The organism is Saprospiraceae bacterium, assembly GCA_026129545.1.
In the GTDB taxonomy this organism is placed as follows: Bacteria; Bacteroidota; Bacteroidia; order Chitinophagales; family Saprospiraceae; genus M3007.
Window position 1 is genome coordinate 308,828 of sequence record JAHCHX010000003.1, and the last position, 23,738, is coordinate 332,565.

The 23,738-nt window shown below is 51.8% G+C and carries 33 protein-coding genes; 7 read left to right on the plus strand and 26 right to left on the minus strand.

Going from position 1 to position 23,738, the window contains the following annotated elements; all coding sequences use genetic code 11:
- Window positions 1-72 precede the first annotated feature (72 nt).
- From KIS77_19125 to KIS77_19155, 7 genes are all read left to right on the plus strand, one after another.
- Complete coding sequence (locus KIS77_19125) at window positions 73-750, plus strand: hypothetical protein (protein ID MCW5924439.1); 678 nt, start codon at window positions 73-75, stop codon at window positions 748-750.
- A 59-nt stretch (window positions 751-809) separates the two neighbouring features.
- Window positions 810-1,007 (plus strand): hypothetical protein, encoded by a 198-nt coding sequence (locus KIS77_19130; GenBank protein MCW5924440.1) that lies wholly within the window; start codon window positions 810-812, stop codon window positions 1,005-1,007.
- 182 nt (window positions 1,008-1,189) lie between these two features.
- Window positions 1,190-2,221 carry a hypothetical protein gene (locus KIS77_19135; protein ID MCW5924441.1) on the plus strand — a complete coding sequence of 344 codons (1,032 nt, stop codon included), beginning with the start codon at window positions 1,190-1,192 and terminating at the stop codon, window positions 2,219-2,221.
- Between the two features lie 186 nt (window positions 2,222-2,407).
- Entirely contained in the window at window positions 2,408-3,973 is a 1,566-nt protein-coding gene (locus KIS77_19140; protein MCW5924442.1) for an OmpA family protein, read from the plus strand.
- 336 nt (window positions 3,974-4,309) lie between these two features.
- Window positions 4,310-5,833, plus strand: a complete 1,524-nt coding sequence (locus KIS77_19145; GenBank protein MCW5924443.1) for a HAMP domain-containing histidine kinase — start codon at window positions 4,310-4,312, stop codon at window positions 5,831-5,833.
- A 130-nt stretch (window positions 5,834-5,963) separates the two neighbouring features.
- Window positions 5,964-6,374, plus strand: a complete 411-nt coding sequence (locus tag KIS77_19150; GenBank protein MCW5924444.1) for a hypothetical protein — start codon at window positions 5,964-5,966, stop codon at window positions 6,372-6,374.
- Window positions 6,375-6,583: 209 nt separating this feature from the next.
- A complete protein-coding gene (locus KIS77_19155; protein MCW5924445.1) occupies window positions 6,584-8,488 on the plus strand; it encodes a T9SS type A sorting domain-containing protein in 1,905 nt (634 codons plus the stop codon).
- Window positions 8,489-8,568: 80 nt separating this feature from the next.
- On the opposite strand, the gene rplQ is transcribed toward KIS77_19155, so the two are convergent.
- The 26 genes from rplQ to rplB all read right to left on the minus strand — a co-directional run bounded on the left by rplQ (window position 8,569) and on the right by rplB (window position 23,736).
- Window positions 8,569-9,231 (minus strand): 50S ribosomal protein L17, encoded by a 663-nt coding sequence (gene rplQ, locus KIS77_19160; protein MCW5924446.1) that lies wholly within the window; start codon window positions 9,229-9,231, stop codon window positions 8,569-8,571.
- A gap of 169 nt (window positions 9,232-9,400) precedes the next feature.
- Window positions 9,401-10,399 (minus strand): DNA-directed RNA polymerase subunit alpha, encoded by a 999-nt coding sequence (locus tag KIS77_19165; GenBank protein MCW5924447.1) that lies wholly within the window; start codon window positions 10,397-10,399, stop codon window positions 9,401-9,403.
- 139 nt (window positions 10,400-10,538) lie between these two features.
- Window positions 10,539-11,153: a 30S ribosomal protein S4 gene (gene rpsD, locus KIS77_19170; protein ID MCW5924448.1), complete on the minus strand. Its 615-nt coding sequence runs from the start codon at window positions 11,151-11,153 to the stop codon at window positions 10,539-10,541.
- A gap of 98 nt (window positions 11,154-11,251) precedes the next feature.
- Window positions 11,252-11,644 carry a 30S ribosomal protein S11 gene (gene rpsK, locus KIS77_19175; GenBank protein ID MCW5924449.1) on the minus strand — a complete coding sequence of 131 codons (393 nt, stop codon included), beginning with the start codon at window positions 11,642-11,644 and terminating at the stop codon, window positions 11,252-11,254.
- A gap of 109 nt (window positions 11,645-11,753) precedes the next feature.
- Window positions 11,754-12,131, minus strand: a complete 378-nt coding sequence (rpsM, locus tag KIS77_19180) for a 30S ribosomal protein S13 (protein MCW5924450.1) — start codon at window positions 12,129-12,131, stop codon at window positions 11,754-11,756.
- Between the two features lie 110 nt (window positions 12,132-12,241).
- Window positions 12,242-12,358, minus strand: coding sequence for a 50S ribosomal protein L36 (gene rpmJ, locus KIS77_19185; protein ID MCW5924451.1), 117 nt, complete (start codon window positions 12,356-12,358; stop codon window positions 12,242-12,244).
- A gap of 71 nt (window positions 12,359-12,429) precedes the next feature.
- Complete coding sequence (gene infA, locus KIS77_19190) at window positions 12,430-12,648, minus strand: translation initiation factor IF-1 (protein MCW5924452.1); 219 nt, start codon at window positions 12,646-12,648, stop codon at window positions 12,430-12,432.
- A gap of 33 nt (window positions 12,649-12,681) precedes the next feature.
- Entirely contained in the window at window positions 12,682-13,536 is an 855-nt protein-coding gene (gene map, locus KIS77_19195) for a type I methionyl aminopeptidase (protein ID MCW5924453.1), read from the minus strand.
- 96 nt (window positions 13,537-13,632) lie between these two features.
- Window positions 13,633-14,997, minus strand: coding sequence for a preprotein translocase subunit SecY (gene secY / locus KIS77_19200; protein MCW5924454.1), 1,365 nt, complete (start codon window positions 14,995-14,997; stop codon window positions 13,633-13,635).
- 14 nt (window positions 14,998-15,011) lie between these two features.
- Entirely contained in the window at window positions 15,012-15,458 is a 447-nt protein-coding gene (gene rplO, locus KIS77_19205; GenBank protein MCW5924455.1) for a 50S ribosomal protein L15, read from the minus strand.
- Window positions 15,459-15,578: 120 nt separating this feature from the next.
- Window positions 15,579-15,758 carry a 50S ribosomal protein L30 gene (rpmD, locus tag KIS77_19210; protein ID MCW5924456.1) on the minus strand — a complete coding sequence of 60 codons (180 nt, stop codon included), beginning with the start codon at window positions 15,756-15,758 and terminating at the stop codon, window positions 15,579-15,581.
- Window positions 15,759-15,839: 81 nt separating this feature from the next.
- Entirely contained in the window at window positions 15,840-16,361 is a 522-nt protein-coding gene (gene rpsE / locus KIS77_19215) for a 30S ribosomal protein S5 (protein MCW5924457.1), read from the minus strand.
- Between the two features lie 106 nt (window positions 16,362-16,467).
- Window positions 16,468-16,809, minus strand: a complete 342-nt coding sequence (gene rplR, locus KIS77_19220; protein ID MCW5924458.1) for a 50S ribosomal protein L18 — start codon at window positions 16,807-16,809, stop codon at window positions 16,468-16,470.
- Window positions 16,810-16,908: 99 nt separating this feature from the next.
- Window positions 16,909-17,469 carry a 50S ribosomal protein L6 gene (gene rplF, locus KIS77_19225; GenBank protein ID MCW5924459.1) on the minus strand — a complete coding sequence of 187 codons (561 nt, stop codon included), beginning with the start codon at window positions 17,467-17,469 and terminating at the stop codon, window positions 16,909-16,911.
- A gap of 100 nt (window positions 17,470-17,569) precedes the next feature.
- Window positions 17,570-17,980 (minus strand): 30S ribosomal protein S8, encoded by a 411-nt coding sequence (rpsH, locus tag KIS77_19230; protein ID MCW5924460.1) that lies wholly within the window; start codon window positions 17,978-17,980, stop codon window positions 17,570-17,572.
- A gap of 112 nt (window positions 17,981-18,092) precedes the next feature.
- Window positions 18,093-18,362 carry a 30S ribosomal protein S14 gene (rpsN, locus tag KIS77_19235; protein MCW5924461.1) on the minus strand — a complete coding sequence of 90 codons (270 nt, stop codon included), beginning with the start codon at window positions 18,360-18,362 and terminating at the stop codon, window positions 18,093-18,095.
- Window positions 18,363-18,398: 36 nt separating this feature from the next.
- Window positions 18,399-18,950: a 50S ribosomal protein L5 gene (rplE, locus tag KIS77_19240; protein ID MCW5924462.1), complete on the minus strand. Its 552-nt coding sequence runs from the start codon at window positions 18,948-18,950 to the stop codon at window positions 18,399-18,401.
- A complete protein-coding gene (gene rplX / locus KIS77_19245) occupies window positions 18,950-19,294 on the minus strand; it encodes a 50S ribosomal protein L24 (GenBank protein ID MCW5924463.1) in 345 nt (114 codons plus the stop codon). The genes rplE and rplX overlap by 1 nt, the downstream gene beginning before the upstream one ends.
- Window positions 19,295-19,353: 59 nt before the next feature.
- Window positions 19,354-19,722: a 50S ribosomal protein L14 gene (gene rplN / locus KIS77_19250; GenBank protein ID MCW5924464.1), complete on the minus strand. Its 369-nt coding sequence runs from the start codon at window positions 19,720-19,722 to the stop codon at window positions 19,354-19,356.
- 85 nt (window positions 19,723-19,807) lie between these two features.
- Complete coding sequence (rpsQ, locus tag KIS77_19255; GenBank protein MCW5924465.1) at window positions 19,808-20,071, minus strand: 30S ribosomal protein S17; 264 nt, start codon at window positions 20,069-20,071, stop codon at window positions 19,808-19,810.
- A 115-nt stretch (window positions 20,072-20,186) separates the two neighbouring features.
- Window positions 20,187-20,447 (minus strand): 50S ribosomal protein L29, encoded by a 261-nt coding sequence (gene rpmC, locus KIS77_19260; protein MCW5924466.1) that lies wholly within the window; start codon window positions 20,445-20,447, stop codon window positions 20,187-20,189.
- A gap of 92 nt (window positions 20,448-20,539) precedes the next feature.
- A complete protein-coding gene (gene rplP, locus KIS77_19265; protein MCW5924467.1) occupies window positions 20,540-20,959 on the minus strand; it encodes a 50S ribosomal protein L16 in 420 nt (139 codons plus the stop codon).
- Between the two features lie 140 nt (window positions 20,960-21,099).
- Complete coding sequence (gene rpsC, locus KIS77_19270; protein MCW5924468.1) at window positions 21,100-22,032, minus strand: 30S ribosomal protein S3; 933 nt, start codon at window positions 22,030-22,032, stop codon at window positions 21,100-21,102.
- A gap of 52 nt (window positions 22,033-22,084) precedes the next feature.
- Window positions 22,085-22,456: a 50S ribosomal protein L22 gene (gene rplV, locus KIS77_19275; protein ID MCW5924469.1), complete on the minus strand. Its 372-nt coding sequence runs from the start codon at window positions 22,454-22,456 to the stop codon at window positions 22,085-22,087.
- 74 nt (window positions 22,457-22,530) lie between these two features.
- A complete protein-coding gene (gene rpsS / locus KIS77_19280) occupies window positions 22,531-22,797 on the minus strand; it encodes a 30S ribosomal protein S19 (protein ID MCW5924470.1) in 267 nt (88 codons plus the stop codon).
- Window positions 22,798-22,902: 105 nt separating this feature from the next.
- Window positions 22,903-23,736 carry a 50S ribosomal protein L2 gene (gene rplB / locus KIS77_19285; GenBank protein MCW5924471.1) on the minus strand — a complete coding sequence of 278 codons (834 nt, stop codon included), beginning with the start codon at window positions 23,734-23,736 and terminating at the stop codon, window positions 22,903-22,905.
- Window positions 23,737-23,738 lie beyond the last annotated feature (2 nt).

Consider the following 23,738-nt stretch of genomic DNA (forward strand, 5'->3'; position numbering starts at 1 on the left):
CAGTTTTTTAGAGCCTCATTTTTGACCGACAATCCGTTTTTAACCAACACCGCAAAACGTTTAACGTTCGAGATGAGCGATATTTTGAAAAAATTCAAGTCCGTTTTCGTTGTGGAGGACGACGGCGGCAACGCACCAAACACCAACAAACAAACAGAACAAACCACCTCGAATGTCGCGTCAGCAACGGCTCCTCCCGCGTCGCCCCCCCGTCAGGAACACAACGCGGCGGGTTCGGTGAGCGAAAAATTCGTGGAAGTGCTGAGCGCGGCGCTGGAAAAGAACAACCAGCCGGGATTCGATTATTTTGAGTTTCGGCAGGCATTGAAAAACCTCTCCAAAATGCCGATGGACGAAGCGACTCGTTTTCACTCGGCCTATGCCATGGCGCAGACCATGGGCATCACTCCCGCCAAATTGATTGAATCCGCCCAGTTCTACCTCAACGTGCTGAACAACGAACAGGCCAAATTCAACGAAGCCCACGCCCAACAACGCGCCCGCCTTATCGGCAACCGCGAAGAGGAAGTGCGCAACCTCGAGGCCATGATTCAGGCCAAAACCGAACAAATCAAACAGTTGAGCCAAGAAATCGAAGAGCATCGCCGCCGCAGCGAGCAAGTCCGCACAGAAATCAACGATAGCACCCTGAAAATCGAGAAAACCAAGGCCGATTTTGAAGTCACCTTCGATTCCGTGAGCGCACACCTCAAAGAGGACATCAACAAAATCCAGCAACATCTCAAATGACGCGGATGCTGCTTCCCAAACCGCCCAACCATCCTTGTCAACAAATCAACGACTATACGATGAACGACTTAATCAAGAACCCACTTGTTGCCTTCATCGCCGGCCTGCTGGCGCTTTGGCTCATCTACTTCCTCTTGAAACTCACCATCAACTTCTTCTGGGTGTTCGTGTTGGCGTTCGTGTTGTTGTATTTCATCAACGACCGTTTTCGCCGCTCCGTGAGGTTGTTTCTCAATAGCATTTTCAACAAAAATTAAAACCAGTACCCGCCCATAAAGTGGCGGCAGGGGTTGATAGAGGTTGATTACGATTCGTAAAACATGAATCTGCCCATCTTGGAAAAATCAACTTTCTCAAACCCGAAACCCGGCCCGCTCCGCTTGACTGGGCAGGCCTCACACCTTCAAACATCATTTCCACGAACCAACACAACTTGCTCATGTCAGAATTGCAGCCTATCAAACCCAAAAGTTTCTGGGAGCGCCCCGAAGGCATCACAGGCACCCTGTTTTTGGCAGCCATCGTGCTCGGTGGCGGATTTTTGCTCTACCAAGCCTTGCCCACACTCATCGCCTTGGCACAAAACACACTTTACCTCGCCGGGCTGCTCGCGGCTTTGGGCGCGCTCATCTATGTAGTGCTCGACCCCAAAATGCGCAACCTCATCTGGTACATATATAAATCAGTGATGCGCTGGATAACGGGCATTTTCGTTCAGATAGACCCCATCGGCATCCTGAAAAGCTACATCGAGGACTTGAAGGACAACCTGCGCAAGATGAACGGCCAGATTAGCAACCTCAAAGGGCAGATGTACAAGCTCAACGAGATGATAAAGCAAAACCAGCGCACCATCCAAAGCAATCTTGGCTTGGCCAGCAAAGCCAAGGAGACCGGCAAAGAGGCCATCATGGTGTTGCAAGCCCGCAAAGCAGGCCGCTTGCAAGAGTCCAACATGAAACTCGAAGACCTCTACAAGCGCATGGAAGTGCTCTATCGCGTGCTGACAAAAATGTACGAAAACTCCGAAATCATGCTCGAAGACCTGTCCGACCAAGTCCTGGTGAAAGAGCAGGAATACAAGGCCATCAAAGCAAGCCACTCGGCCATTCGCTCGGCGCAAGCCATTCTGAGCGGCAACTCGGACCAGAAATACATGTACGACATGGCGCTCGAAGCCATGGCCGACGATGTGGGCAAAAAGGTCGGCGAGATGGAACGCTTCATGGATATGTCCAAAAACTTCATGGACTCCATTGACCTTCAGAACGGCGTGTTTGAGGAAGAAGGGCTTGCGATGCTCGAAAAGTGGGAGAAAGAAGGCGTTTCGATGTTGTTGGGCGGCGAAAAGAACAAAATCGTCGCAAAGGCCAACAACCCATCCGACGTGCTCGACCTCAACGCCCCGGTGCAAGTCCCCTCAAAAGTAGAGCGCGGCGGCAATCAGTACGACTCGTTCTTCGAACATTAAGCACAACGCGCTAAGTGACAAGTTGCCCATCACGAGGCTTCTTGATGGGCCGTGGCATGACCAACGAAATACACCCTAATTTTGGGTTAAACGAACCTTGTCGCAAATTGAAAGCACTATAAACGAACAACGACCCAAGAACAACAATCAACGAATAACCAACAACATATCACGAACAACCATCTCATGGCTCGTCTAACATCTTTCTCAAAATTTCTCATCACGCTCCTCATAGTTGGCATCGCCTTTTTCGGCATCCGCTATTTCATGGACAACACCGAAACCGGCAAGGAACTGCAAGAAAAAGCCAAAACCGAACAAGGCGGCGGCAGTCTTTTTGGCGGCGGCTCCAAACCCGATGCCAACACCGTCGGCGTAGGCGTGGTCACTTGGGGTGGTTACGCCGGCGGCCAGTATTGGAACAAAGGGTTCAAGGCCAACACCGACAGCCGTTTTTACAAAGACTACGGTTTCAAAGTTGATTTCAAAATTCTCGACGACCCCACCGCCAGCCGCAACGCATGGAAAAACGACGAGGTCCACCTGCTCTGGGCCACCGTGGACGCGCTGCCAACCGAAATGCCCGGCCTCGCCGCCTACGACCCTGTGGTGGTGTTTCAGGCCGACTGGTCGCGCGGCGGCGATGCCATCGTGGTGCGCCGGGGCATAGGCTCGGTGGGTGATTTGCGCGGCAAACAAATAGCCGTCGCCGAAATGTCGCCCTCGCACTCATTCCTGATATGGCTACTCAGCGCCGCAGGCATGACGACCGCCGATGTGAAAGTGGTAGGGGTGCCCTCACCGCTGGAAGCCGCCGACGCATTCAAGGCCAACAACGTGGATGCCGCCGTCGTGTGGTCGCCCTTCGACGAGGAATGTGTACAAAAAGTACCCGGCGCGCGCGTGTTGCAAAGCACGCGCAACGCTTCCAACATCATCGCCGACGTGTTCATCGCCAAACGAAAATGGGTGGAAGCCAACCCCGAACGGGTGCAGCAACTCTACGAAGGCTGGATGAAAGGCGCTGCCGAAATCAACCGCAGCCCTGCCGCCAAACAGGAGGCCGCCACCATACTCGCCAATGCCTTCGACGGCTTCTCGAAGGACGACGCACTCAAAGCCATTGACAACGTGCGCCTCTGCACCCACGGCGACAACCTGAACTTTTTCGGATTGAACCGCAACACCTACAAAGGCGTGACGGGCGAAGAACTGTATAGCCGCATGACCAAAGAATACCGCAACGTGGGCGTGCTTTCGGGCAGCGACGCAGTCCCCGTGTGGTCGCGAGCATCCTTTCTCGGCGCGGTGGAACGTTCCTCGTTGAGCGGCAACGAACACGCCGCCGAAGGCCAAAAGACGTTTGCCTCCATCTCCGAGACCGAAGCACGAACCAAAGGTGCCGTCGCCACCAAGCGCGTGAGCATATCCTTCCGCACAGGCGAGTTTTTGCTGGATGAAAACGCCAAGTACATCGTGGACAACGAAATGGTACCCATCGCCAAAGCCTTTGCCAACAGCCGCATCCGGGTGGAGGGCAACACGGACAATGTGGGTAGCGCCGCTTCCAACGTCGCGCTCTCAAAAAAACGCGCCCAAGCAGTGGTGGACTATCTGGTGAAAGAATATGGAATGCCGCGCAACCGATTCACGGTCATCGGCAACGGCCCCGACAAACCCGTTGCCAGCAATGACAGCGAAGATGGCCGCCGCAAAAACCGCCGCACAGATTTTGAATTGGTGGAAGAATAATTTGCCCCTCCGTTCGCATGATACTTCCCATGAGCCATCACCGAAAATTCGGGATGGCTCATGTCATTTTTTATCCCCAACTCGCATATATCGTAAACTTTGCCAATTCCCACCCAAGAGTTGGAAAAACAAAAATTTCGTGGGCGAAGGACACGCAACGGCAGCAGCCCCTCGGACCCCTTCCGCTCCATCCGACCGGGCAAGCCCTCAAAAACAACTCAAACTCTTCCCTCGTTAATCAGAGGTTAAAAACCAACCGCCCGTGCCACCCAACCGCATACTTTTCGCTCATAGCAGCGTTAAGTTTCCGAAATTTGCATTTTCACGCATAGATAAATGAACGCCAAACGCATACGCCTCATCATCGGCCTCATGACTGCCGCGCTTCTCGGCATCATTGGCTTGCAGATTTACTGGATTGACTGGAACATTCGGCTCAACGAAGAGCAATTCGACAAAAATGTATTTGCCGCGCTCAACAAAGTGGCCGGCAAACTACAATATCTGGAAGCCGTGTCGGTACTCGAAACAATGAACCAGTCGAGAGGCGAGTCGGGCAACGCCCGTCGCACCGCCCAACTACTCGAAAACGGCTTCGCGGCCCAAAGCCTCGGCTCTACGGACACCTTGCCCAGCCCCGTGCTGGGCGAGGGCGGCACCTTTGAGGACAACGTAACCATGTGGGAGTACATGAAGGTGACACAGCTACTCGATGCCAAACCCTTGGCAGAGCGTATCCCGCTCGACGTGTTGGCGCAGTCCGTTCAGGACGAAATAGCCAGTCGCGGCATTCAGGCGGAATATCAATATGGTGTTTATTCCAAAGCCCGCAACAGTTATGTCATCGTGAACGACCACTTTGTAGTGGAAGACAGCGGCCCGCAAATCACGCACGGCGGCGCTCCCACGCTCTACAACTCGCCCTACAAAGTCGCCCTGTTTACGCAGGACATGGAATCGCCGGGGTATCTGTCGCTCTATTTCCCCAACCGCACTCGATTGGTGGTAGCTTCTGTTTTATCACCCTTAGTACTGTCGGTTGTGTTTACCGCCATTGTCCTTTTTTGTTTTTGGTACACGATACAGGTCATTTTCAGACAAAAAAAATTGTCGGAGATGAAAAATGATTTCATCAACAACATGACCCACGAGTTCAAGACCCCTATCGCCACCATCAGCCTCGCGGCGGACAGCATCGGCAGCCCCATGATAATGAGCCATCCGGATAAAATAAAACGTTTCGTGGACATCATCCGTCAGGAAAATCGCCGCATGAACAGCCAAGTGGAACGAGTGCTCCAAATGGCGATGATTGACAAGAAAGATTTTCAGCTGCGGCTCGACGATTTTAATCTGCACGAGGTGATACAGCAGGCTGTGGACAATTTTAGCCTTCAAGTAGAAAAACGCGAAGGCACATTGCGCATTGATTTGCAGGCAAAAAGACCCGTCATCGAAGGTGACGCGACGCATATTGCCAGCATTATTCACAACCTTCTGGACAACGCCAACAAATATAGCACCGATGCCCCCGACATCACCATCAGCACGCGCGACGTGCCAATGGGCGTGGAAGTGACGGTGGCGGATAAGGGCATCGGCATCAGCAAAGAGGCCAGAAAGCATATCTTTGACAAGTTCTACCGGGTACACACGGGCAATCTGCACGACGTGAAGGGGTTTGGCTTGGGGCTTAGCTATGTGAAGGCCATCATGACTGCCCACAAAGGACTGGTGGACGTGAAGAGCGAACTGGGGAAGGGAAGCAGTTTTATCCTGACATTCCCAAAGAACGTGACGACACAAATTGAACGCAGCGCCGCCGAACGCGCCCAAAAGCAAGCGGTAGCGGAAGGTTGATGCCCCCGTATTGCTGGTTTTTCTTCACAAAAGGCCCACGCTGCTCGCATTCGATGTCAAATCTTCTTTGTTTTGCAACAAATTTTCAACCAAGCAAGTCAATTGCTTAAAACAACCATTTCTATTCGTCATGAAAAACTTTAAAGCTCCCATTCTCGCGGTTCTTTCCGTATTGTTTGTAGTGTCGTTTGGCTGCAAAAAAGACAGCAAAGACAATGACAGAGACAAGTTCTTGGGCACCTATTCCGTTGTTGAAAACTGCCCAACCACTGGAACAGGCAACTACGACATCACCATCACCGAATCGGCGGCATCTTCCAGCTCGGTCATCATCAGCAACTTTGGAGATTTCACTGTCGGCATCACCGCAACGGTTTCTGGCAACTCCATAACGATTCCGCAGCAAACCATCACAGTGCAAGGCTTCGCCATCACCATCAGCGGAAGCGGCTCTATCAATGGCCTCATCATGACCATTGCCTACTCATACAGCGTGGGCGGACAAGGTGAAAACTGCACCATGACCTGCACCAAGAAATAAACTACCTGACATCGGTCAAGAAGAACCGTGACACATGAGCCATTGCTGTTTTGAGGTTTTCAAACAGCGTGGCTCATGTCGTTTTGGAGCCTTAGTTTTTGTGCAAAACAGCCAAGGTGGTGCATTTATGCCCTTGTTGCTCCCTTTTGGGAACTATTTTTGTTGCATACACTACCTGAAAGCAGGTAACGCATCAAAATCAGCTCACCATGAATCGGTTATTTACGCTCGCGCTCCTCTTGGCCCAATTGAGTCTTTCCGCACAAATCACTTGGATATCCGACTGCTCGGACAAGGCATTTTGCTTCGACCCCGGCAGCTGCGACGAGGGTACTGTGTTTATGAGAGAGCAGGCCGTGACGGCTTGCCTCAACAGCCCGCTCGTCTATTATTCCTACCGCCTTGACCTGTTTGCCGACAACACAATTGACATGGAAGCCTCTGTGGATTCGGTGCTTGCCGTGCTCCCCGCCGGCACTCACCGCATCACATGGCGCGCCACCGACAACTGCGGAAACGCTTCTCAATGCACCTACTTGTTCACTATTGATGATTGCCTACCGCCCACCCTCATTTGCATCAACAACCTGTCGCAGAACCTCGATTTTTTCTGCAACGCCTCGCTCCATGTGTCGGATGTTGTGCTAAATGCCTTTGACAACTGTACACCCAAAGACGACTTGGTATTTGGCATCAGAAGGCTGGGGGACGGGACGGGGTTCCCCGCAGATAGTGCAGTCAATTTTGATGGTTGCGATGTCGGCGCTCACCAGCTGCAAGTATGGGTGAAAGACGAAAACGATTTCACCAGCATTTGTCTTAGCAACGTGACAGTACAGGACAATGCAGATACTTGTGCTTGCGCCACCGACGTGCGCATCGGCCTGCAAGGCTGTGCGAGCTCGGCAGGTGGTGCCAAAATGAGCAACTACAACATTCGTGGGGACTTGTTGTCGGCGGCATTGCCCTCGCCACAATCAATCCAAAAAAACGTGACGGATTCGTGTTTCAGCGTTGCTTTCAGCCCTGTCCCTTTCAACAATAACTATCAAGTGGTGGTGCGAGCCAACCGCAATGATGACCCGCTCAACGGTGTCACGACCTTCGATTTGCTGCAAACCAGCAGGCATATACTGAACATCGAACCTTTCTATAGCGCCTACCAGCGCATCGCTGCGGATGTGAATGCCAGCAACACCGTGACCACATTCGACATCGTGGAAACCCGCAGACTCATCCTCGGCATATACGACACGTTCCCTGCCGTGCCTTCTTGGCGACTCATCAGACCAATTGATGACCCAAGCGACATCCTAAGCGTGCCCAAAGACACCTACCGTATCGTGCTCACCAATCTGGCCGACGACATCACCGTTTCGGGGCTTCGATTTGTTGGCATCAAAATGGGCGACACCAACCTATCTGCCGCTTTTGGCAACGACGAGGCAGACACCCGCTCACCTTTGCTTCTCAACATAGAAAATCAATTTCTTGAAGCAGGTACCACAGTCGCCGTCCCTATTTACCTTTTGGGCGGGCACAAGTTGCATGGCTGGCAAATGGCGCTATCGGCAGTTCCTTTATTTGCGGAAATCGTGGACGTGGAAGGAGTGCCCGACGAGCATTTTTCGAGCCGAGGCGACGAGGTTCGCGCACTTTGGTTCGATGTGGAGGAGCGATTGTTTCCGCCCGACGAGGCGCTGTGTTTTTTGAAAATAAAAGCCTTGCAGGCTGGCTCACTTGCCGAAATGCTCCGCCTGTCCCCCCACTTTGCCTCCGAAGCATATATGCCCACTTTGCAAGGCGCTACCGAACGTCATCCACTCATTCTTGGTTTCGGCGCTCAACAGTTGAATGGTGCCCTGTTCTTCCCGCCCCAGCCGAATCCTTTTAGCCACACGACGACTTTCAATCTCTTCACGCCCCACCCCACCGAGGTCCGTCTTGAATTGTTCGACGAATCAGGCAAGATGATTTTAGAGAAAAACACACAGGTGGAAGGCGGTGCTCAATCGTTGTCGCTACAAGCATCGGACTGGCAGGGGAAAGGAGTATTCTTTTTCCGCCTTCGAGCAAATGGCGAAGTATTCGCAGGTCGCATAGTGAAAATGTGAAAACGCCCTCAAGCCAAAAAGAAATCGGCGACCCCTATGGCAGGGAGTCGCCGATTTTTGCATACAGTTGAAAAACAATTTTATGCTTGTTCTTCGTCCTTTTTATCTTCGGTAGCGGGCGCTTCTTCGGTAGTTGCCTCTTTCACAACGTCAGCAACAACTTCTGCCGCGGTCTCGACAACGTCCTCCGCCACAACAGGCGCTTCTACTTCTGCTGCCACTGCTTCCGTGGCTTCCACAGCCGCTTCTTCGGCTGCCGCTACAGCCTGTTCGGCCACCGTAGCCGTAGGTTCTGCTACTGCTGCCGTCGAAGCAGCAGATTTGCGACCGCCGCGACGTGTTTTCTTCGTCTGTCTGACCTTGCCAGCGTTCGGGTTGTAGACCTCGTTGAAATCCACCAGCTCAATCATGGCAGTTTCCGCGCCGTCGCCCCGGCGGAAGCCAAGTTTGATGACGCGCACATAGCCGCCCGGGCGCTCACCCACTTTTTCTGCAATCGGGCCAAAGAGCTCCTTGATGGCCTCTTTGTTCTGCAAATAGCTGAACACTACCCGACGAGAATGTGTCGTGTTGGTTTTTGCTTTGGTTATCAGAGGCTCCACATAACGGCGTAAGGCTTTGGCCTTTGCCAAAGTAGTCGTGATGCGTTTGTGTTCGATGAGAGAAATCGCCATGTTGGCGAGCAAGGCGCGGCGGTGCGAGGCCGTGCGTCCGAGGTTGTTTACTTTATCTCCGTGTCTCATGTTAAAAAGTACCTTTTGTTTAGGTGGCAACACCGGGGCCGCGCGAGGCGCTCAACGGTCACTGCTCTTTTTGAAAAAATGTTGATTTGATGATTCGATGACTTGTTGATTCGGCAGTGTCGAGAGGGTAATTCTCAAAAAATCACCGAATCAACAAATCAAAGGAAAATCATTCTTCGTCCAATTTGTACTTGGCAAGGTCCATCCCAAAAGTGAGGCCCTTGTCTTGTAAAAGTTCCTCTATCTCAACCAACGACTTTTTACCGAAGTTGCGGAATTTGAGGAGCTCATGGGTGTCGTAACGAACCAACTCAGCCAGCGTGTTGATTTTTGCGGCTTTAAGGCAGTTGTAGGCTCGCACACTGAGGTCGAGGTCTTCGAGCGATGTTTTCAGCAGTTTGCGCATGTGGAGGATGTGCTCGTCCACCACATTTTCCTCGCGGCTGGCTGGCGTGTCGAAGGTGATGTTGTCGTCGGTAATCAGCATCAAATGCTGGATAAGGATGCGACTTGCCTCGCGGATGGCCTCTTCGGGATGAATCGTGCCATCTGTCTTGACCTCTATGGTCAGTTTTTCATAGTCCGTGCGCTGACCTACGCGCGTGTTTTCCACTTTGTAGGCCACGTTTTTGATGGGTGTGTAGATGGCATCAATCGGAATGACGCCGACTGCTGCATCTTTGGGCGCGCCGTCGTCGGCGGGCTGATAACCGCGACCTTTGCTGATGGTCAGTTCCAATTCGAGATTGACCGACGGTTCCATGCGGCAGATGAGCAGGTCGGGGTTCATGATTTTGAAGACGTTGTTGGCATCTTCAATCATGCCGGCACGAAATTCTTCCTGACCGCTGATGGTCAGATAAATTTTTTCGGGCTGACCTTTTTCATCGGCAGCGAGGGGTTTCAGACGGACCTGCTTCAAATTGAGCACGATGTCCACCACATCCTCCACTACCCCGCGAATGGTCGCAAATTCATGGTCAACGCCACCGATACGCACGGCGCTGATAGCATAACCTTCGAGAGATGAGAGAAGTACGCGGCGAAGCGAGTTTCCAACCGTTTGGCCGAAACCCGGCTCTAACGGCTTGAACTCGAAAGTGCCTTCAAAATCGGTTGCTTTTTGCAACAGGATTTTGTCAGGCTTTTGGAAATTGAGAATACTCATATTGTGGAACGCTCCGAATTTGAAATGGTGGGAATCAGTGATTTATGAGGGCAGGGAAGGATTGTGGGGGACTAAAACACTTAAACGCGAAAATGGTTGGCGCTCTTGAAGGGCGCCAACCTGCTCGTGTTTGCTATTTTTATTTCGAGTACAACTCGACAATCAACTGTTCGTTGATTTTTTCCGGTATCTGGTCGCGCTGCGGGTAGGTTAGGAAAATGCCCTGCATCTTATCAGGGTTCCATTCTAACCATCCGAATTGACGAACGTGACTTGTCTTTGCGCCTACATGGGTGATCACCATGTCTAAGCCTTTGGACTTGCCCCGAACAGCCACCACATCGCCGGGTTTCAGCGAATAGGAAGGTATATTGACGACGTGGCCATTCACTGTTATGTGACGATGACTAACCAACTGACGGGCACCCCGACGAGTCGGTGAGATGCCCAAACGATACACCGTGTTGTCCAAGCGAGCCTCCAGCAACTGGAGCAAGACCTCACCCGTGACACCGTGGCGGCGCGTAGCATTGACAAAAGTCTTACGGAACTGACGCTCCAACACACCGTAGGTATATTTAGCTTTTTGCTTTTCCTGCAATTGCTGCGAATAGTTGGAAGCCTGCTTCTTTTTCCGCGACAAGCCATGCTGGCCCGGCGGATATTTCCGACGCTCAAAGTATTTATCTACCCCGAATATCGGGTCGCCAAACGAACGGGCTTTTTTGGTGGTTGGTCCTGTATAACGAGCCATTACTGAATGGTGTTGATTTGACAAGTTGTTGATTTGTTGATTTGGGGGTTACTTGTCGAATCAACAAATCAACAAATAACCGAATCAACAGCAGAGTTTTAAACGCGGCGACGCTTGGGTGGGCGGCAGCCGTTGTGTGGCATTGGGGTCACGTCGTTGATGACTTGCACTTTGATGCCAGATTGGTCAATGGCGCGGATAGCGGCTTCACGACCCGAACCCGGCCCCTTCACAAACACCTCCGCCGTGCGGATGCCTGCTTCAAAAGCTGTTTTGGCAGCATCGTTGGCAGCCACTTGGGCAGCATAGGGCGTGTTTTTCTTGGAGCCACGAAAACCGGCTTTGCCGGCTGAAGCCCAAGAGACAACTTCACCTTGCTTGTTGGTGATAGAGATAATGATGTTGTTGAAGCTAGCCTGAATGAACACAATACCCTCCGGGGTCACTTTGACTTTGCGCTTAACAACCTTTTTTGCAGCTCCTTTTGCCATTTTATTTCAATGTGCTAATGTGCTAATTTTGAAAGTGTGCCAATTGAAACTTAGAGAATGCTTGTGCTGGAAACTTATAAGCATGTTGTCACATTCTCGCATCAGCACATTATTTCGTTGCTTTTTTCTTGTTTGCCACCGTTTTACGTTTGCCTTTACGGGTACGGGCATTGGTACGGGTACGCTGACCACGCAACGGGAGACCTTTGCGGTGGCGCAAGCCGCGGTAGCAACCGATGTCCATGAGACGCTTAATGTTCATCTGCACCTCGGCTTTGAGTTGGCCTTCGGTCTTGTATTCGTCGGCAATGATACGGGAGAGGATTTTGATGTTCTCGTCCGTCCATTTTTCCACTTTGGTGTTTTCGTCAATACCTGCCTTATCCAGAATGGCTTTGGCAGTAGAAGGGCCAATGCCATAAATGTAGGTCAGACCAATGACCCCTCTTTTATTGCGGGGCAAATCCACGCCAGCTAAACGTGCCATTTTATTGTTGATTTGTTGATGTTGTTAATTTGTTGATTCGAATGCGATTCGCGGAAGTCGAGCGGTTAATGTTAAATCAACGAAACAACGATTCCTCGAACCAACAGCCTTTATCCTTGCCGTTGTTTGAACTTTGGGTTTTTCTTGTTGATGACGTATAGCTTGCCTTTGCGGCGAACTATCTTGCAATCAACGGAGCGCTTCTTGATGGACGGACGGACTTTCATGTCGGGTCGTATTTGCCAGTTTGCGAAAAAAATGCGTTTTCAATGCTTGGTCTTTCCTTGGGGTTGGGGTGTTATTTATAGCGGTAAATGATTCTACCTCTTGTCAAATCGTACGGCGACATTTCCACGGAAACCTTGTCGCCGGGAAGAATACGGATGTAGTGCATACGCATTTTGCCCGAGATGGTCGCCAGTATCACATGGCCGTTTTCCAAGCGTACTTTGAAGTTTGCGTTGGAGAGCGCCTCTGTGACTTCGCCGTCTTGTTTGATAATGTCTTCTTTTGCCATAAAAACCCTTCCTGAATTTCGGGGTGCAAAGGTCTAATTTTTCGGGTAAACTTCCTTCAACGATTTGTTATTTTTTATTGCCTCCAAAATGAACTCGTGCGTGGAGAGAATATCGGCCTTCGATCTTCTCACGGCCACCGAGTGTTCATAGTGTGCGCTGGGGCCACGGTCGCGTGCATGAATCGTCCAACCGTCCTCATCCTGATACACATCTCTGGTTCCCAGATTTATCATAGGCTCAATCGCCAACACCAATCCGTCAAGTAACAGCGGGCCTTTGCCTCGCTTGCCGTAGTTGGGCACTTCGGGGTCCTCGTGTAGTGACCGCCCGACTCCATGACCAACTAAATCTCTCACCACATAGTATTTGTGTTGGCGCTCACAGTATTCTTGAACCGCGAATGCAATATCGCCCACTCTTTTGCCATGCACTGCTTGCTCGATTGCCTTGTAAAGAGAGGCGTATGTGACGCTCAGCAGCTCCATCGTTGGCTCTCCCACGTTGGCAAACGCAAAAGTGAAGGCCGCGTCGCCATAGAATCCGTCCAATTCCACCCCGCAATCAATAGAGACGATGTCATCCTCCTTGAACTCTCTCTTGCTTGGGATGCCATGCACCACAATATCGTTGTAAGAGATGCAAAGAGAGCCGGGGAAAGGATTGTCGGCATCGCCATAACCCTTGAACGCTGGCCGCCCCTTGTGGTCGCGGATGAATTCTTCGGCAGCCTTGTCAATTTCAGCACCCGTGATGCCCGGCCTGAGCAGACTTGCGACGTGACCCAATGTTTTGGAAACAACCAAGTTGGCTTTCCGCATCATCTCGATTTCGTCGTTCGTTTTGTAAAAGACACGTTTGCCTTCAATGCCGCTCGAAAAAATTCCCATTTTTAAAATTCACTAATTTGATAATGAGGATAATGTGACAATTTTCCAATCTGCCGATTTTCAAATTACGCTATTATCACATTATCAAATTCAGGTTTACTGAGGCTGGCCTACTTGGACACCCGAAGTGGAGCGCCCTTGAATGCGGCCTGATTTTATCAGGCCATCATATTTCTGTGTCAGCAGGTAGCTTTCTATGACTTGAAGTGTGTCAAGTGCCACACCGACCATAATCAACAGGGTGGTGCCTCCGAAAAACAGCGCGAACTGCTGGTTGACACCGAGAGAAGCCGCGATGGAGGGCAAAATACCGATGAAGCCTAAGAATATCGCGCCCGGTAGCGTGATGCGGGTCATGATGTTGTCAATGTACTCTGAGGTGGCTTCGCCGGGCTTGACGCCGGGGATGAAAGCGTTGCTGCGCTTGAGGTATTCTGCGTAGTTCTGCGGATTTATCATCAACGCCGTGTAAACATAGGTGAACACGACAATGAGGAGGAAGAAAAGCGCATTGTAGCCGAATGAATAGATGTCGTTGAACATGTGAATACGACCCGTGTTCACATCTTCTCCAGACATATATTGCAAAGCGGTGGCTGGCAGGAACATCAATGCCTGAGCAAAGATGATGGGCATCACGCCCGCAGAATTGACTTTCAAAGGCAGATAATCGCGGGCGCTCGCGGTGGGCAGTGCTCCGCCTGAACGCCCCACCATTCGCTTGGCAAATTGAATCGGTATTCTCCTGACACCCTGAATAACCAAAATAGTGGCCATGACAATCAGGAAGAAGAGTGCCAATTCGACAAAGAATATCAGCAGCTTGTTGTCACCAAACAATTTTTGGAACTCAAACACGAATGCCTGTGGGAGTCGTGCGATGATGCCAGCCTGAATGATGAGCGATATACCGTTGCCAACTCCTTTATCCGTGATTCGTTCGCCGAGCCACATACAAAATATGGTGCCCGCCGTTAGGATGATGATATTGGTAAACCAAAACAGTCCGTCGGGAATATCGGGTGAAACGGCGCCGGGGATGCTTCTTACCAACTGCAAATACCCCCCACCTTGCACCAAAGTGATGGCGATGGTGAGCATACGGGTAATCTGGTTGAGGCGCTTGCGGCCACTCTCCCCTTCTTTTGTTTGCAAACGCTGGAAATAGGGCACGGCAAAGCCCAGCAATTGCACGATAATCGAAGCAGTGATGTATGGCATGACACCGAGGGCGAATATGGCCGCGTTGTCGAAGGCTCCACCCGTGAAAACGTTGATGAGGCCGAGCAGGTCATTGGCGCTGCGGTTTGATGCGTTTTTGGCCAGCGCAGCAGGCACCACACCGGGAAGCACCACGAACGTGCCGACGCGATAAATCAGCAACAGCGCAAGTGTGAAGAGTATGCGCTGACGGAGTTCCTTGATGCTCCAGATATTTTGAAGAACTGTAAACAGTTTCATGTACGAAGTGCGATTTAAACGAGTTCAACGCTCCCGCCTGCTGCTTCGATGGCGGCTTTGGCGGAGGCCGAAATAGCGTGTACCTTGATGTTGACTTTTGAGGTCAGAGCGCCGTTGCCAAGCACTTTGATTTTATCGCTGGCTCTGGCTATGCCCGCTGCCACAAGGGCCGCCACATCAAAGGTGTTGTTGCTGGTCTTCTGCACCAAGTCTTCTAATTTGCCCAGATTCAAGGGCACATAGTCCACTCGATTGATATTCTTGAAACCACGCTTGGGCAACCGACGCTGCATAGGAGTCTGGCCACCTTCAAAGTGGCGCTTCTCTTTGGAGCCGCTACGCGCCTTGTCGCCTTTGTGACCGCGAGTGGAGGTGCCACCACGACCCGAACCTGTGCCGCGACCGATGCGTTTGCGTGATTTGACTGAACCTTCCGTTGGGCGAAGATTTGAGAGTTCCATTGCTGAATTTTATTCGATGTAAAGACCCTCGAAAAAACTTGAAGGTCTCTTAGTTTGAACGATTGAATTGTCGTGCCCGTCGTCGCTTGCTGAACTACATCGGCGGGTTTTGCTCTCTTTTCAGGCTTTGTCTACCTGAACAAGGTGGTTGACCACGCGCAACATTCCCTCAATTTGGGGAGTAGCCTCATGCTCCACCGTTTGGTGCATCTTGCGGAAGCCCAATGCCTTGAGCGTGTCTTTCTGACGTTTGGTTTTGTCAATCGGGCTTTTTACCAGCGTAATTTTTACTTTGCTCATTTTCGTTGTCCGTTGAACGTTGTTCGTTGAACGTTGCTCGTTGAAACCAATACTTCGGAACGAACAACGAGCAACAAAGAATTAGCCGTTGAATAGTTTTTCCATCGAAATGCCGCGCTGACGCGCCACTTCTATCGGGCTGCGCAAGCTCGTGAGAGCGGCGATGGTCGCTTTCACCACGTTGTGCGGATTGGAGGAGCCTTGTGACTTAGCCAGCACGTCGTGTACGCCAGCGGCTTCCAACACTGCACGCATGGCACCACCTGCAATTACGCCCGTGCCGTGTGCGGCGGGTTTGATGAGCACGCGACCTGCGTCGTACTTGCCGCGCGCCTCGTGTGGGATGGTGCCGTTCAGAATGGGCACTTTCACGAGGTTCTTCTCGGCATCTTTCACCGCTTTGGCGATTGCTTCCGATACCTCGCGTGCCTTGCCCAAGCCTTGCCCCACTTGGCCTTTCCCGTCGCCCACTACCACAACGGCAGCGAAGCTGAACGTCCGGCCACCTTTGGTGACTTTGGCCACGCGATTGAGCGACACGAGTTTTTCTTTGAGACCCGATTCTTCCGCGGCGCGGGTGTTGTCTCTTTCTTGCCTTGCCATGATGCTTTGCTGTTATTTATTTTGTTGATTTGGTTATGTTGGTCCGTGCGCTGATTTGAACTTGCTTTTTCAAATCGTCGAAAACCAACTAAACAAATAACCATTTTTAAAATTGAAGTCCTCCTTCACGAGCGCCGTCGGCCAAAGCCTTCACGCGACCGTGGTAGAGATAACCGCCTCTGTCGAAAACCACCGCCTCGATTCCGGCGGACTTGGCTTTCTCAGCGATAAGTTTGCCTACTTCTGCCGCCTGTTCAGTCTTGGTGCCTTTAAGACCGGCCGAGCTGGCTGCCACCAATGTGTGCCCCTTGAGGTCGTCCACTATTTGGCAGTAGATGGCTTTATTGGAACGGAACACGTTTAGACGCGGGCGTTCTGGCGTTCCGTTGACTTTTTTGCGAATCCGCAAGTGGATGCGCTTGCGGCTCTGTTGTCTGGTGCGTTTCATTGTCGCTTATCAAATTGTTGCCCCGATTTCCGACCGGGACATTGATTGTTGATTGTTCACTGCCGATTGATTTGAGAACGGGGAATCGGCAAGTTAAGATTACTTCTTCGCGCCAGCAGTTTTGCCAGCCTTGCGGCGAATCTGCTCACCCTTGAACATGATACCCTTGCCTTTGTAGGGTTCAGGCTTGCGGAAGGAGCGAATCTTGGCGCATACTTGCCCTAGGAGTTCCTTGTCGGTGCCTTCAAGGCGAATCAACGGCGGCGAGCCTTTTTCCATGGCCGTCGTCAGTTTGATTTCCGAGGGAACGTAGAACATCACTGGGTGCGAGTAACCAATTGTGAGTGTCAGAAGGTTGCCTTGGTTTTCGACGCGATAACCGACACCGATGACTTCCATCTCACGAGTATAGCCTTCGCTGACACCCACCACGAGATTGTTGATGAGTGCACGGTAGAGGCCATGCAACGCACGATGGCGCTTTTGGTCGGTGGGACGCTCGACCGTGAGCGTGCCATCTTCCACTTTTACCTTAATGTCTGGGTCCACTTTTTGGGAAAGGGAGCCTTTCGGGCCTTTCACAGTGACCGTATTGTCGGAGGCCACCGAAACTTCCACTTTTGCGGGAAGCGTTATCGGCAATTTACCAATGCGTGACATATCGCAGATGAGTTCTTAGTTTCTGATTTAGAATGATTTAGAGGGATTTAGAATGATTTAGAAAACTCAATGGGCTAAATACTCTAAAAACCCTCCAACTTCAACTGATGTAGCAGAGCAATTCGCCGCCGACGTTCATTTCGCGTGCTTTCTTATCAGTCATCACCCCTTTGGAGGTTGACACGATCATAACGCCTAGGCCATTGATGATGCGCGGAATGTTGGCGGATCCGGCAAATTTGCGCAAGCCTGGACGACTGACGCGCACCAGCTCACGGATGACTGGTTGCTTCGTTTGCGGGTCGTACTTGAGTGCAATTTTGATGAGGCCCTGCTTGTTCTCGGCATTCTTGTCCTCGAACGTATATTTGAGTATGTAACCCTGGTCGTACAGTATTTCCGTGATCGCCTGCTTTAGTTTGGACGACGGAATCTCTACGATGCGATGACCAGCCATCTGCGCGTTGCGGATGCGGGTCAAATAGTCTGCTATCGGGTCGGTGACGTGCATTGTATCAAAAGTTGATAGTTGTTGGTTGTTAGTTGTTGGTTGTTGGTTGTTGGTTGTTGGTTCATATTTTTTTCAAACGAACAACGAAACAACGGTCAACGAACAACGGATTTTACCACGAGGCTTTCGTGACTCCGGGAATTTTGCCGTAAAGGGCCATTTCACGGAATTTGACGCGGCATATACCGAACTTGCGCATATAGCCTTTCGGGCGGCCAGTGAGCAAGCAGCGGTTGTGCAAGCGAATGGGGTTGGAATTGCGCGGGAGTTTGTCCAATGCGTCATAGTTGCCTTCTTCTTTGAGCTTCTTGCGGAGCTCGGCGTATTTTGCAACCAAACGCTGGCGTTTTTTCTCGCGGGCAATAACTGATTTTTTTGCCATTGTGCTCTTATATCGAGTTGAGAATGAGAGTCTTGGTTATTTTTTCACAAACGGCATCCCGATTTCCTTCAGCAGGGCAAAAGCCTCGGCATCTGTGTTGGCGGTGGTGACAAATGTGATGTCCATGCCCATGATTTTCGACACTTTGTCAATGTCTATTTCAGGGAATATGATTTGTTCGGTGATGCCCATGGTGAAGTTGCCGCGCCCGTCGAACGATTTGTCGTTCACGCCGCGAAAGTCGCGCACGCGGGGCAAGGCCACATTGATGAGGCGGTCGAGGAATTCGTACATACGCTCGCCGCGCAGCGTCACGCGCACGCCAATCGGCATCCCTTCGCGCAATTTGAAGTTCGACACGGAGGTGCGAGCCTTGGTTGGCACTGCTTTTTGACCGACGATGGTCGTCAGCTCGGTAGCAGCGTTGTCCACCATTTTTTTATCGCCCGTCGCGTCGCCGATACCTTGGTTGACGCATATCTTGGTCAAACGCGGCACTTGCATGACGGAGGTATAGTTGAACTGCTGCATGAGCGCAGGCACAACTTCTTTCTGGTATTTTGTCTTGAGACGAGGTATGTATTTCATCACTTAATGACGTTTCCAGTTTTCTTTGAATAGCGAACGCTTACACCATCTTCTTGGCGACGACCGACGCGGGTCGGCTCGCCTGTTTTGGGGTCGAGCAACGCGAGGTTCGATATGTGAATGGTGGCTTCCATTTCTTGGATGCCGCCAGGCTCGTTTTGGGTGGCTTTGACGTGTTTTTTCACGATGTTGACTCCTTCCACGATGGCGCGGTTTTTATCGGGGAAAACCTGGAGCACTTGCCCGGTCTTGCCTTTGTCGTCGCCAGCCAACACCATTACTGTGTCGCCCTTGCGGACGTGCAATTTGGGTGCAAAGCGTTTTACTTTATGTTTCGTTGCCATTTTGATAATGTGCTAATGTGGCAATTTGATGATGTGGTCAATGTGGCCACATTGAATGTTTAAAGAACTTCGGGCGCGAGTGAGACGATACGCATATAGTCTTTGTCGCGGAGTTCGCGGGCGACGGGGCCGAAGATGCGGGTGCCGCGCGGTTCGTCAGCGGCATTGAGCAACACGACGGCGTTGTCGTCGAAGCGAATGTAGGAACCGTCTTTGCGGCGGATTTCCTTTCGTGTGCGCACGATGACGGCTTTTGACACGGTGCCTTTCTTGATGGCCCCGCCTGCACTGGCATCTTTTACGGTCACGACGATTTTGTCGCCTACTCCCGCATAACGCTGGCGGGTATGACCCAGAACGCGAATGCAAAGTACCTCTTTAGCGCCGGAATTGTCGGCCACATTCAAACGAGACTCTTGCTGAATCATGACTTTGTTTGGTTGTTGGTTGTTGGTTGTTGGTTGTTGGTTCTGAGTAGTGAAGAACGAGCAACGAGCAACGAACAACGATTATTTACTTCGCTCTTTCAATGATTTCGACCAAGCGCCAGCGTTTCATTTTGCTGAGCGGGCGGGTTTCCATGATGCGTACGGTGTCGCCGACATTGCAAGTGTTTTCTTCGTCGTGAGCGAAGAACTTCTTGGAACGCTTCACGAATTTTCCGTAAAGCGGGTGCATCAGGCGACGCTCCACCATGACGGCGATGGTTTTGTCCATTTTATTGGAAACCACCACGCCTATTTTCTGCTTGCGAAGATTTCTTGATACTGCTTCCATCTATGTAGATGTCAATTTTTGTTGAATTCGTTGAATCCGTTGAAGTTGTTTGGATTTTCGCACAAGCCGAAGTCAATTCAACCGCTCGAACAAACCCAACCCATTCAACTCTTTTTTATTTCTGACGGCGGCGGCGCGCACGGAGCTTGGAACGCATTTCCAACTCGGCTGGCGACATGGCTGCCAGTTCGCGGCTTCGGCCTTCCGTAAGGATGCGGGCGATGTCGCGACGCATTTCACGTAGTTCCATTGGATTGGCGAGCCCTTTGACCGCGTGGTCGAATTTCATTTGCTGGTATTCGCGCTCCAAGCTAGCCAATTGGCTTTGCAGGTCTGCGTCGGACATTTCAGCAACATTCAATTTCTCCTTTGCCATTGTGTTTTTATTGTTGATTGGGTTATTTGGTCATTTAGTTATTTAAAATTATATAACCAAATCAACAAATAACCGAATAACCAGACTAGTTTTTATCCTTCGTAGTCGTATCGCGTGACGGCTTTGCAGAGCACCGGAAGTTTTTGGGCCGCGAGCCGAAGCGATTCGTAGGCGAGTTCTTGGCTCACGCCTTCCACTTCAAACAGTATGCGTCCGGGTTGCACTTCGCACACGAAGTGGTCCACGGCACCCTTACCTTTACCCATACGCACCTCGGCAGGTTTGGAGGTGATGGGTTTGTCGGGGAAAACGCGGATCCAGACCTTGCCTTCCCGTTTCATGTTGCGGGTAAGCGCCACACGAGCCGATTCAATCTGACGGCTGGTCAGGCGGCTGAATTCCAAAGATTTCAGCGCAAACGAGCCGAAGGAAATCGAGCTTCCTTTATGTGCCAGGCCGCGATTGCGGCCTTTGTGCTGCTTGCGATATTTTTGACGTTTTGGCTGTAACATCGTGTGTCAATTTAAAAGCCTCTCAATCAAAGTTTGTTTTTATCAGCCGCTTTTCAGAAAAAGGGCTGCAAATGTACGGCATGCTTGGAAAACTTGAAAAAGGGTAATTCAAACGCGCCGTTAATTGTCAGGTCACTTTTTTATCGGCGTCCGCCGCCGCCGCCGCGATTGCCACCGCCACGGTTGCCGCCGCCGCCGCGATTGCCGCCGCCACGGTTGCCGCCGCCCTCGCGGCGCTCGCCACGCTCGCCACCACCTTCACGGCGCTCGCGGCGCTCGCTGCCGCCATCCCGACGGTCGCGGCGCTCGCCGCCACCGCCCTCGCGGCGCTCGCCGCTACCACGACGGTCGTCGCGCCGGTCGCCACCTGTACCTTCCGCTGCGGCAAATGGGGTCAGCTCGCGTTTTTGGAGCACTTCGCCCTTGAACAGCCATACCTTGATGCCGATTTTTCCGTAAACGGTTTGGGCTTCAACCCAAGCGTAGTCAATATCGGCACGGAAAGTATGCAGAGGTGTGCGTCCTTCCTTGTATTCCTCGGTACGAGCAATTTCCGCCCCGCCAAGACGCCCGCTTGCGCGAACTTTTATGCCTTCCGCACCGGCACGCATCGAGCCTTGAATGGCACCTTTGACTGCACGGCGGAAGTTGATGCGTGCTTCTATTTGTTTGGCGATTTGCTCTCCAACGATGTTGGCATCGAGTTCGGGCTTGCGGATTTCAAAGATGTTGATTTGGACATCTTTGCCGGTGAGCACTTTGAGCTCTTCCTTGATGAGGTCAACTTCCTTGCCGCCCTTGCCGATGATGATGCCGGGACGACTAGTATGGATAGTGACGGTAACGCGCTTCATGGTGCGCTCGATGACGATTCGGCTGATGCCGTTTTGCATCGGCTTGTTGCGCTCCCGCGGGTCGTTGGAGGCCGTTTTGGGGCGCCGAGCGCGGAGGTAGCTGCGAATTTTTTCGTCTTCTACCACTTTAAGACCGTAGTCTTTGTCGGCGAACCAGTTGGAGTCCCAACCCCGGATGATGCCTAAGCGATTACCAATCGGATTTGCTTTCTGACCCATTTATATCGTGCGAATGAGTGATTGAGTGAATGTGTGTTGTTCAGATGGCTGTTTATTCGTCGCTTTCGCCTTCGAGAGCGACGCGGTTTTCTACCACAATGGTGACATGGTTGCGGCGCTTCCGCACTTTGTATGCGCGACCTTGGGGCGCGGGCAGGAAGCGATAGATGATGCTGCCCGGGTCTACATGAGCGGTCTTGACATAGAGCTCATAGTCGTCGGCAGCGCCTTCTTGTTCGGACTTTTGCTCCCAATTGTTGACTGCCGAGAGCAAGAGTTTTTCAAGCCATACCGCTGCCTCTTTGTTGGTGTGCTTCAATATACCGAAGGCATCCACCACTTTGCGACCACGGATGTTATCCACTACCAAACGCATTTTGCGCGGCGACATCGGGATATTTCTCAGTTTAGCTACAGCTTCCATTTCGAGTGCTTATTGCTAATTGTTGATTGCTTGTTGAATATAGAGCGTGAGATTGTTTCAGCACACCCCGTTTTTTACTTCCTGTTGCCAGCGTGGCCGCGGAAGTTGCGCGTGGGTGAAAACTCTCCAAGTTTGTGGCCGACCATGTTTTCGGTCACGAAAACGGGGACGAATGTTTTGCCGTTGTGTACCGCGATGGTTTCGCCGACCATGTCGGGGATAATCATCGAGGCACGGCTCCACGTTTTTATCACCTGCTTGCGGTTGCTTTGTTTTGACTTGGCCACTTTCTCCAGCAATGAGTGGTGGACGTAAGGGCCTTTTTTAAGTGAACGCGGCATTTGTCGAATGTTGATGCGTTGATTTACTTGATGCTGACTTGGAGGCGATTTGCCGAAGGGTATTGAAATCGAAATCAATGCCTCAACAAATCCTCAACTCAACTTTTATTTTCCTGACTTCCGGCGGTTGATGATAAGCGCGTTGGAAGCTTTTGTACGCGAACGAGTTTTCATTCCTTTGGCTTTTAGTCCTTTGCGGCTGCGCGGATGCCCGCCCGACGCGCGGCCTTCGCCACCACCCATGGGGTGGTCAACGGGGTTCATCGCAACGGCGCGGTTGCGTGGGCGCCAGCCTTTCCAGCGCATGCGACCCGCTTTGCCCATTACCTCGAGGCTGTGGTCGGGGTTGCTCACCACTCCAATAGTGGCACGGCAGGTAAGGAGGATGCGGCGGGTTTCGCCGGAAGGCATTTTCAAGACGGCGTAACGCTCTTCGCGGCCCATCATCAGGGCGCTTGTGCCTGCGCTGCGAACGAGTGAGCCTCCTTGGCCGGGGTGCAACTCTACATTGTGGACAAAAGCGCCCAATGGTACTTCGGATAGGAAGAGGCAGTTGCCGTTTTCAGGGGCCACACCGCGACCCGACATGACTTTTTGGCCGACTTCGACACCTTTTGGCGCGATGATGTAGCTTTTTTCGCCGTCGGCTTCGTATTGGATGAGCGCGATGTAGGCGCTGCGGTTCGGGTCGTACTGGATGGACTGTACGGTGGCCACACCTGCTTTGTCGCGTTTGAAATCAATAATCCGATAGCGACGCTTGTGGCCGCCGCCGCGATAGCGCATGGTGCGGCGACCGTCGCTGTTGCGACCGCCAGTGCTTTTTTTCGGGGCGATGAGCGACTTTTCAGGCTTGGCGCCTTTGGTCAGCTCTTCCCTCGAAACAGCAACCCGGAAACGAAGCCCCGGTGTAAGCGGATTGAATTTTTTGACTGCCATCG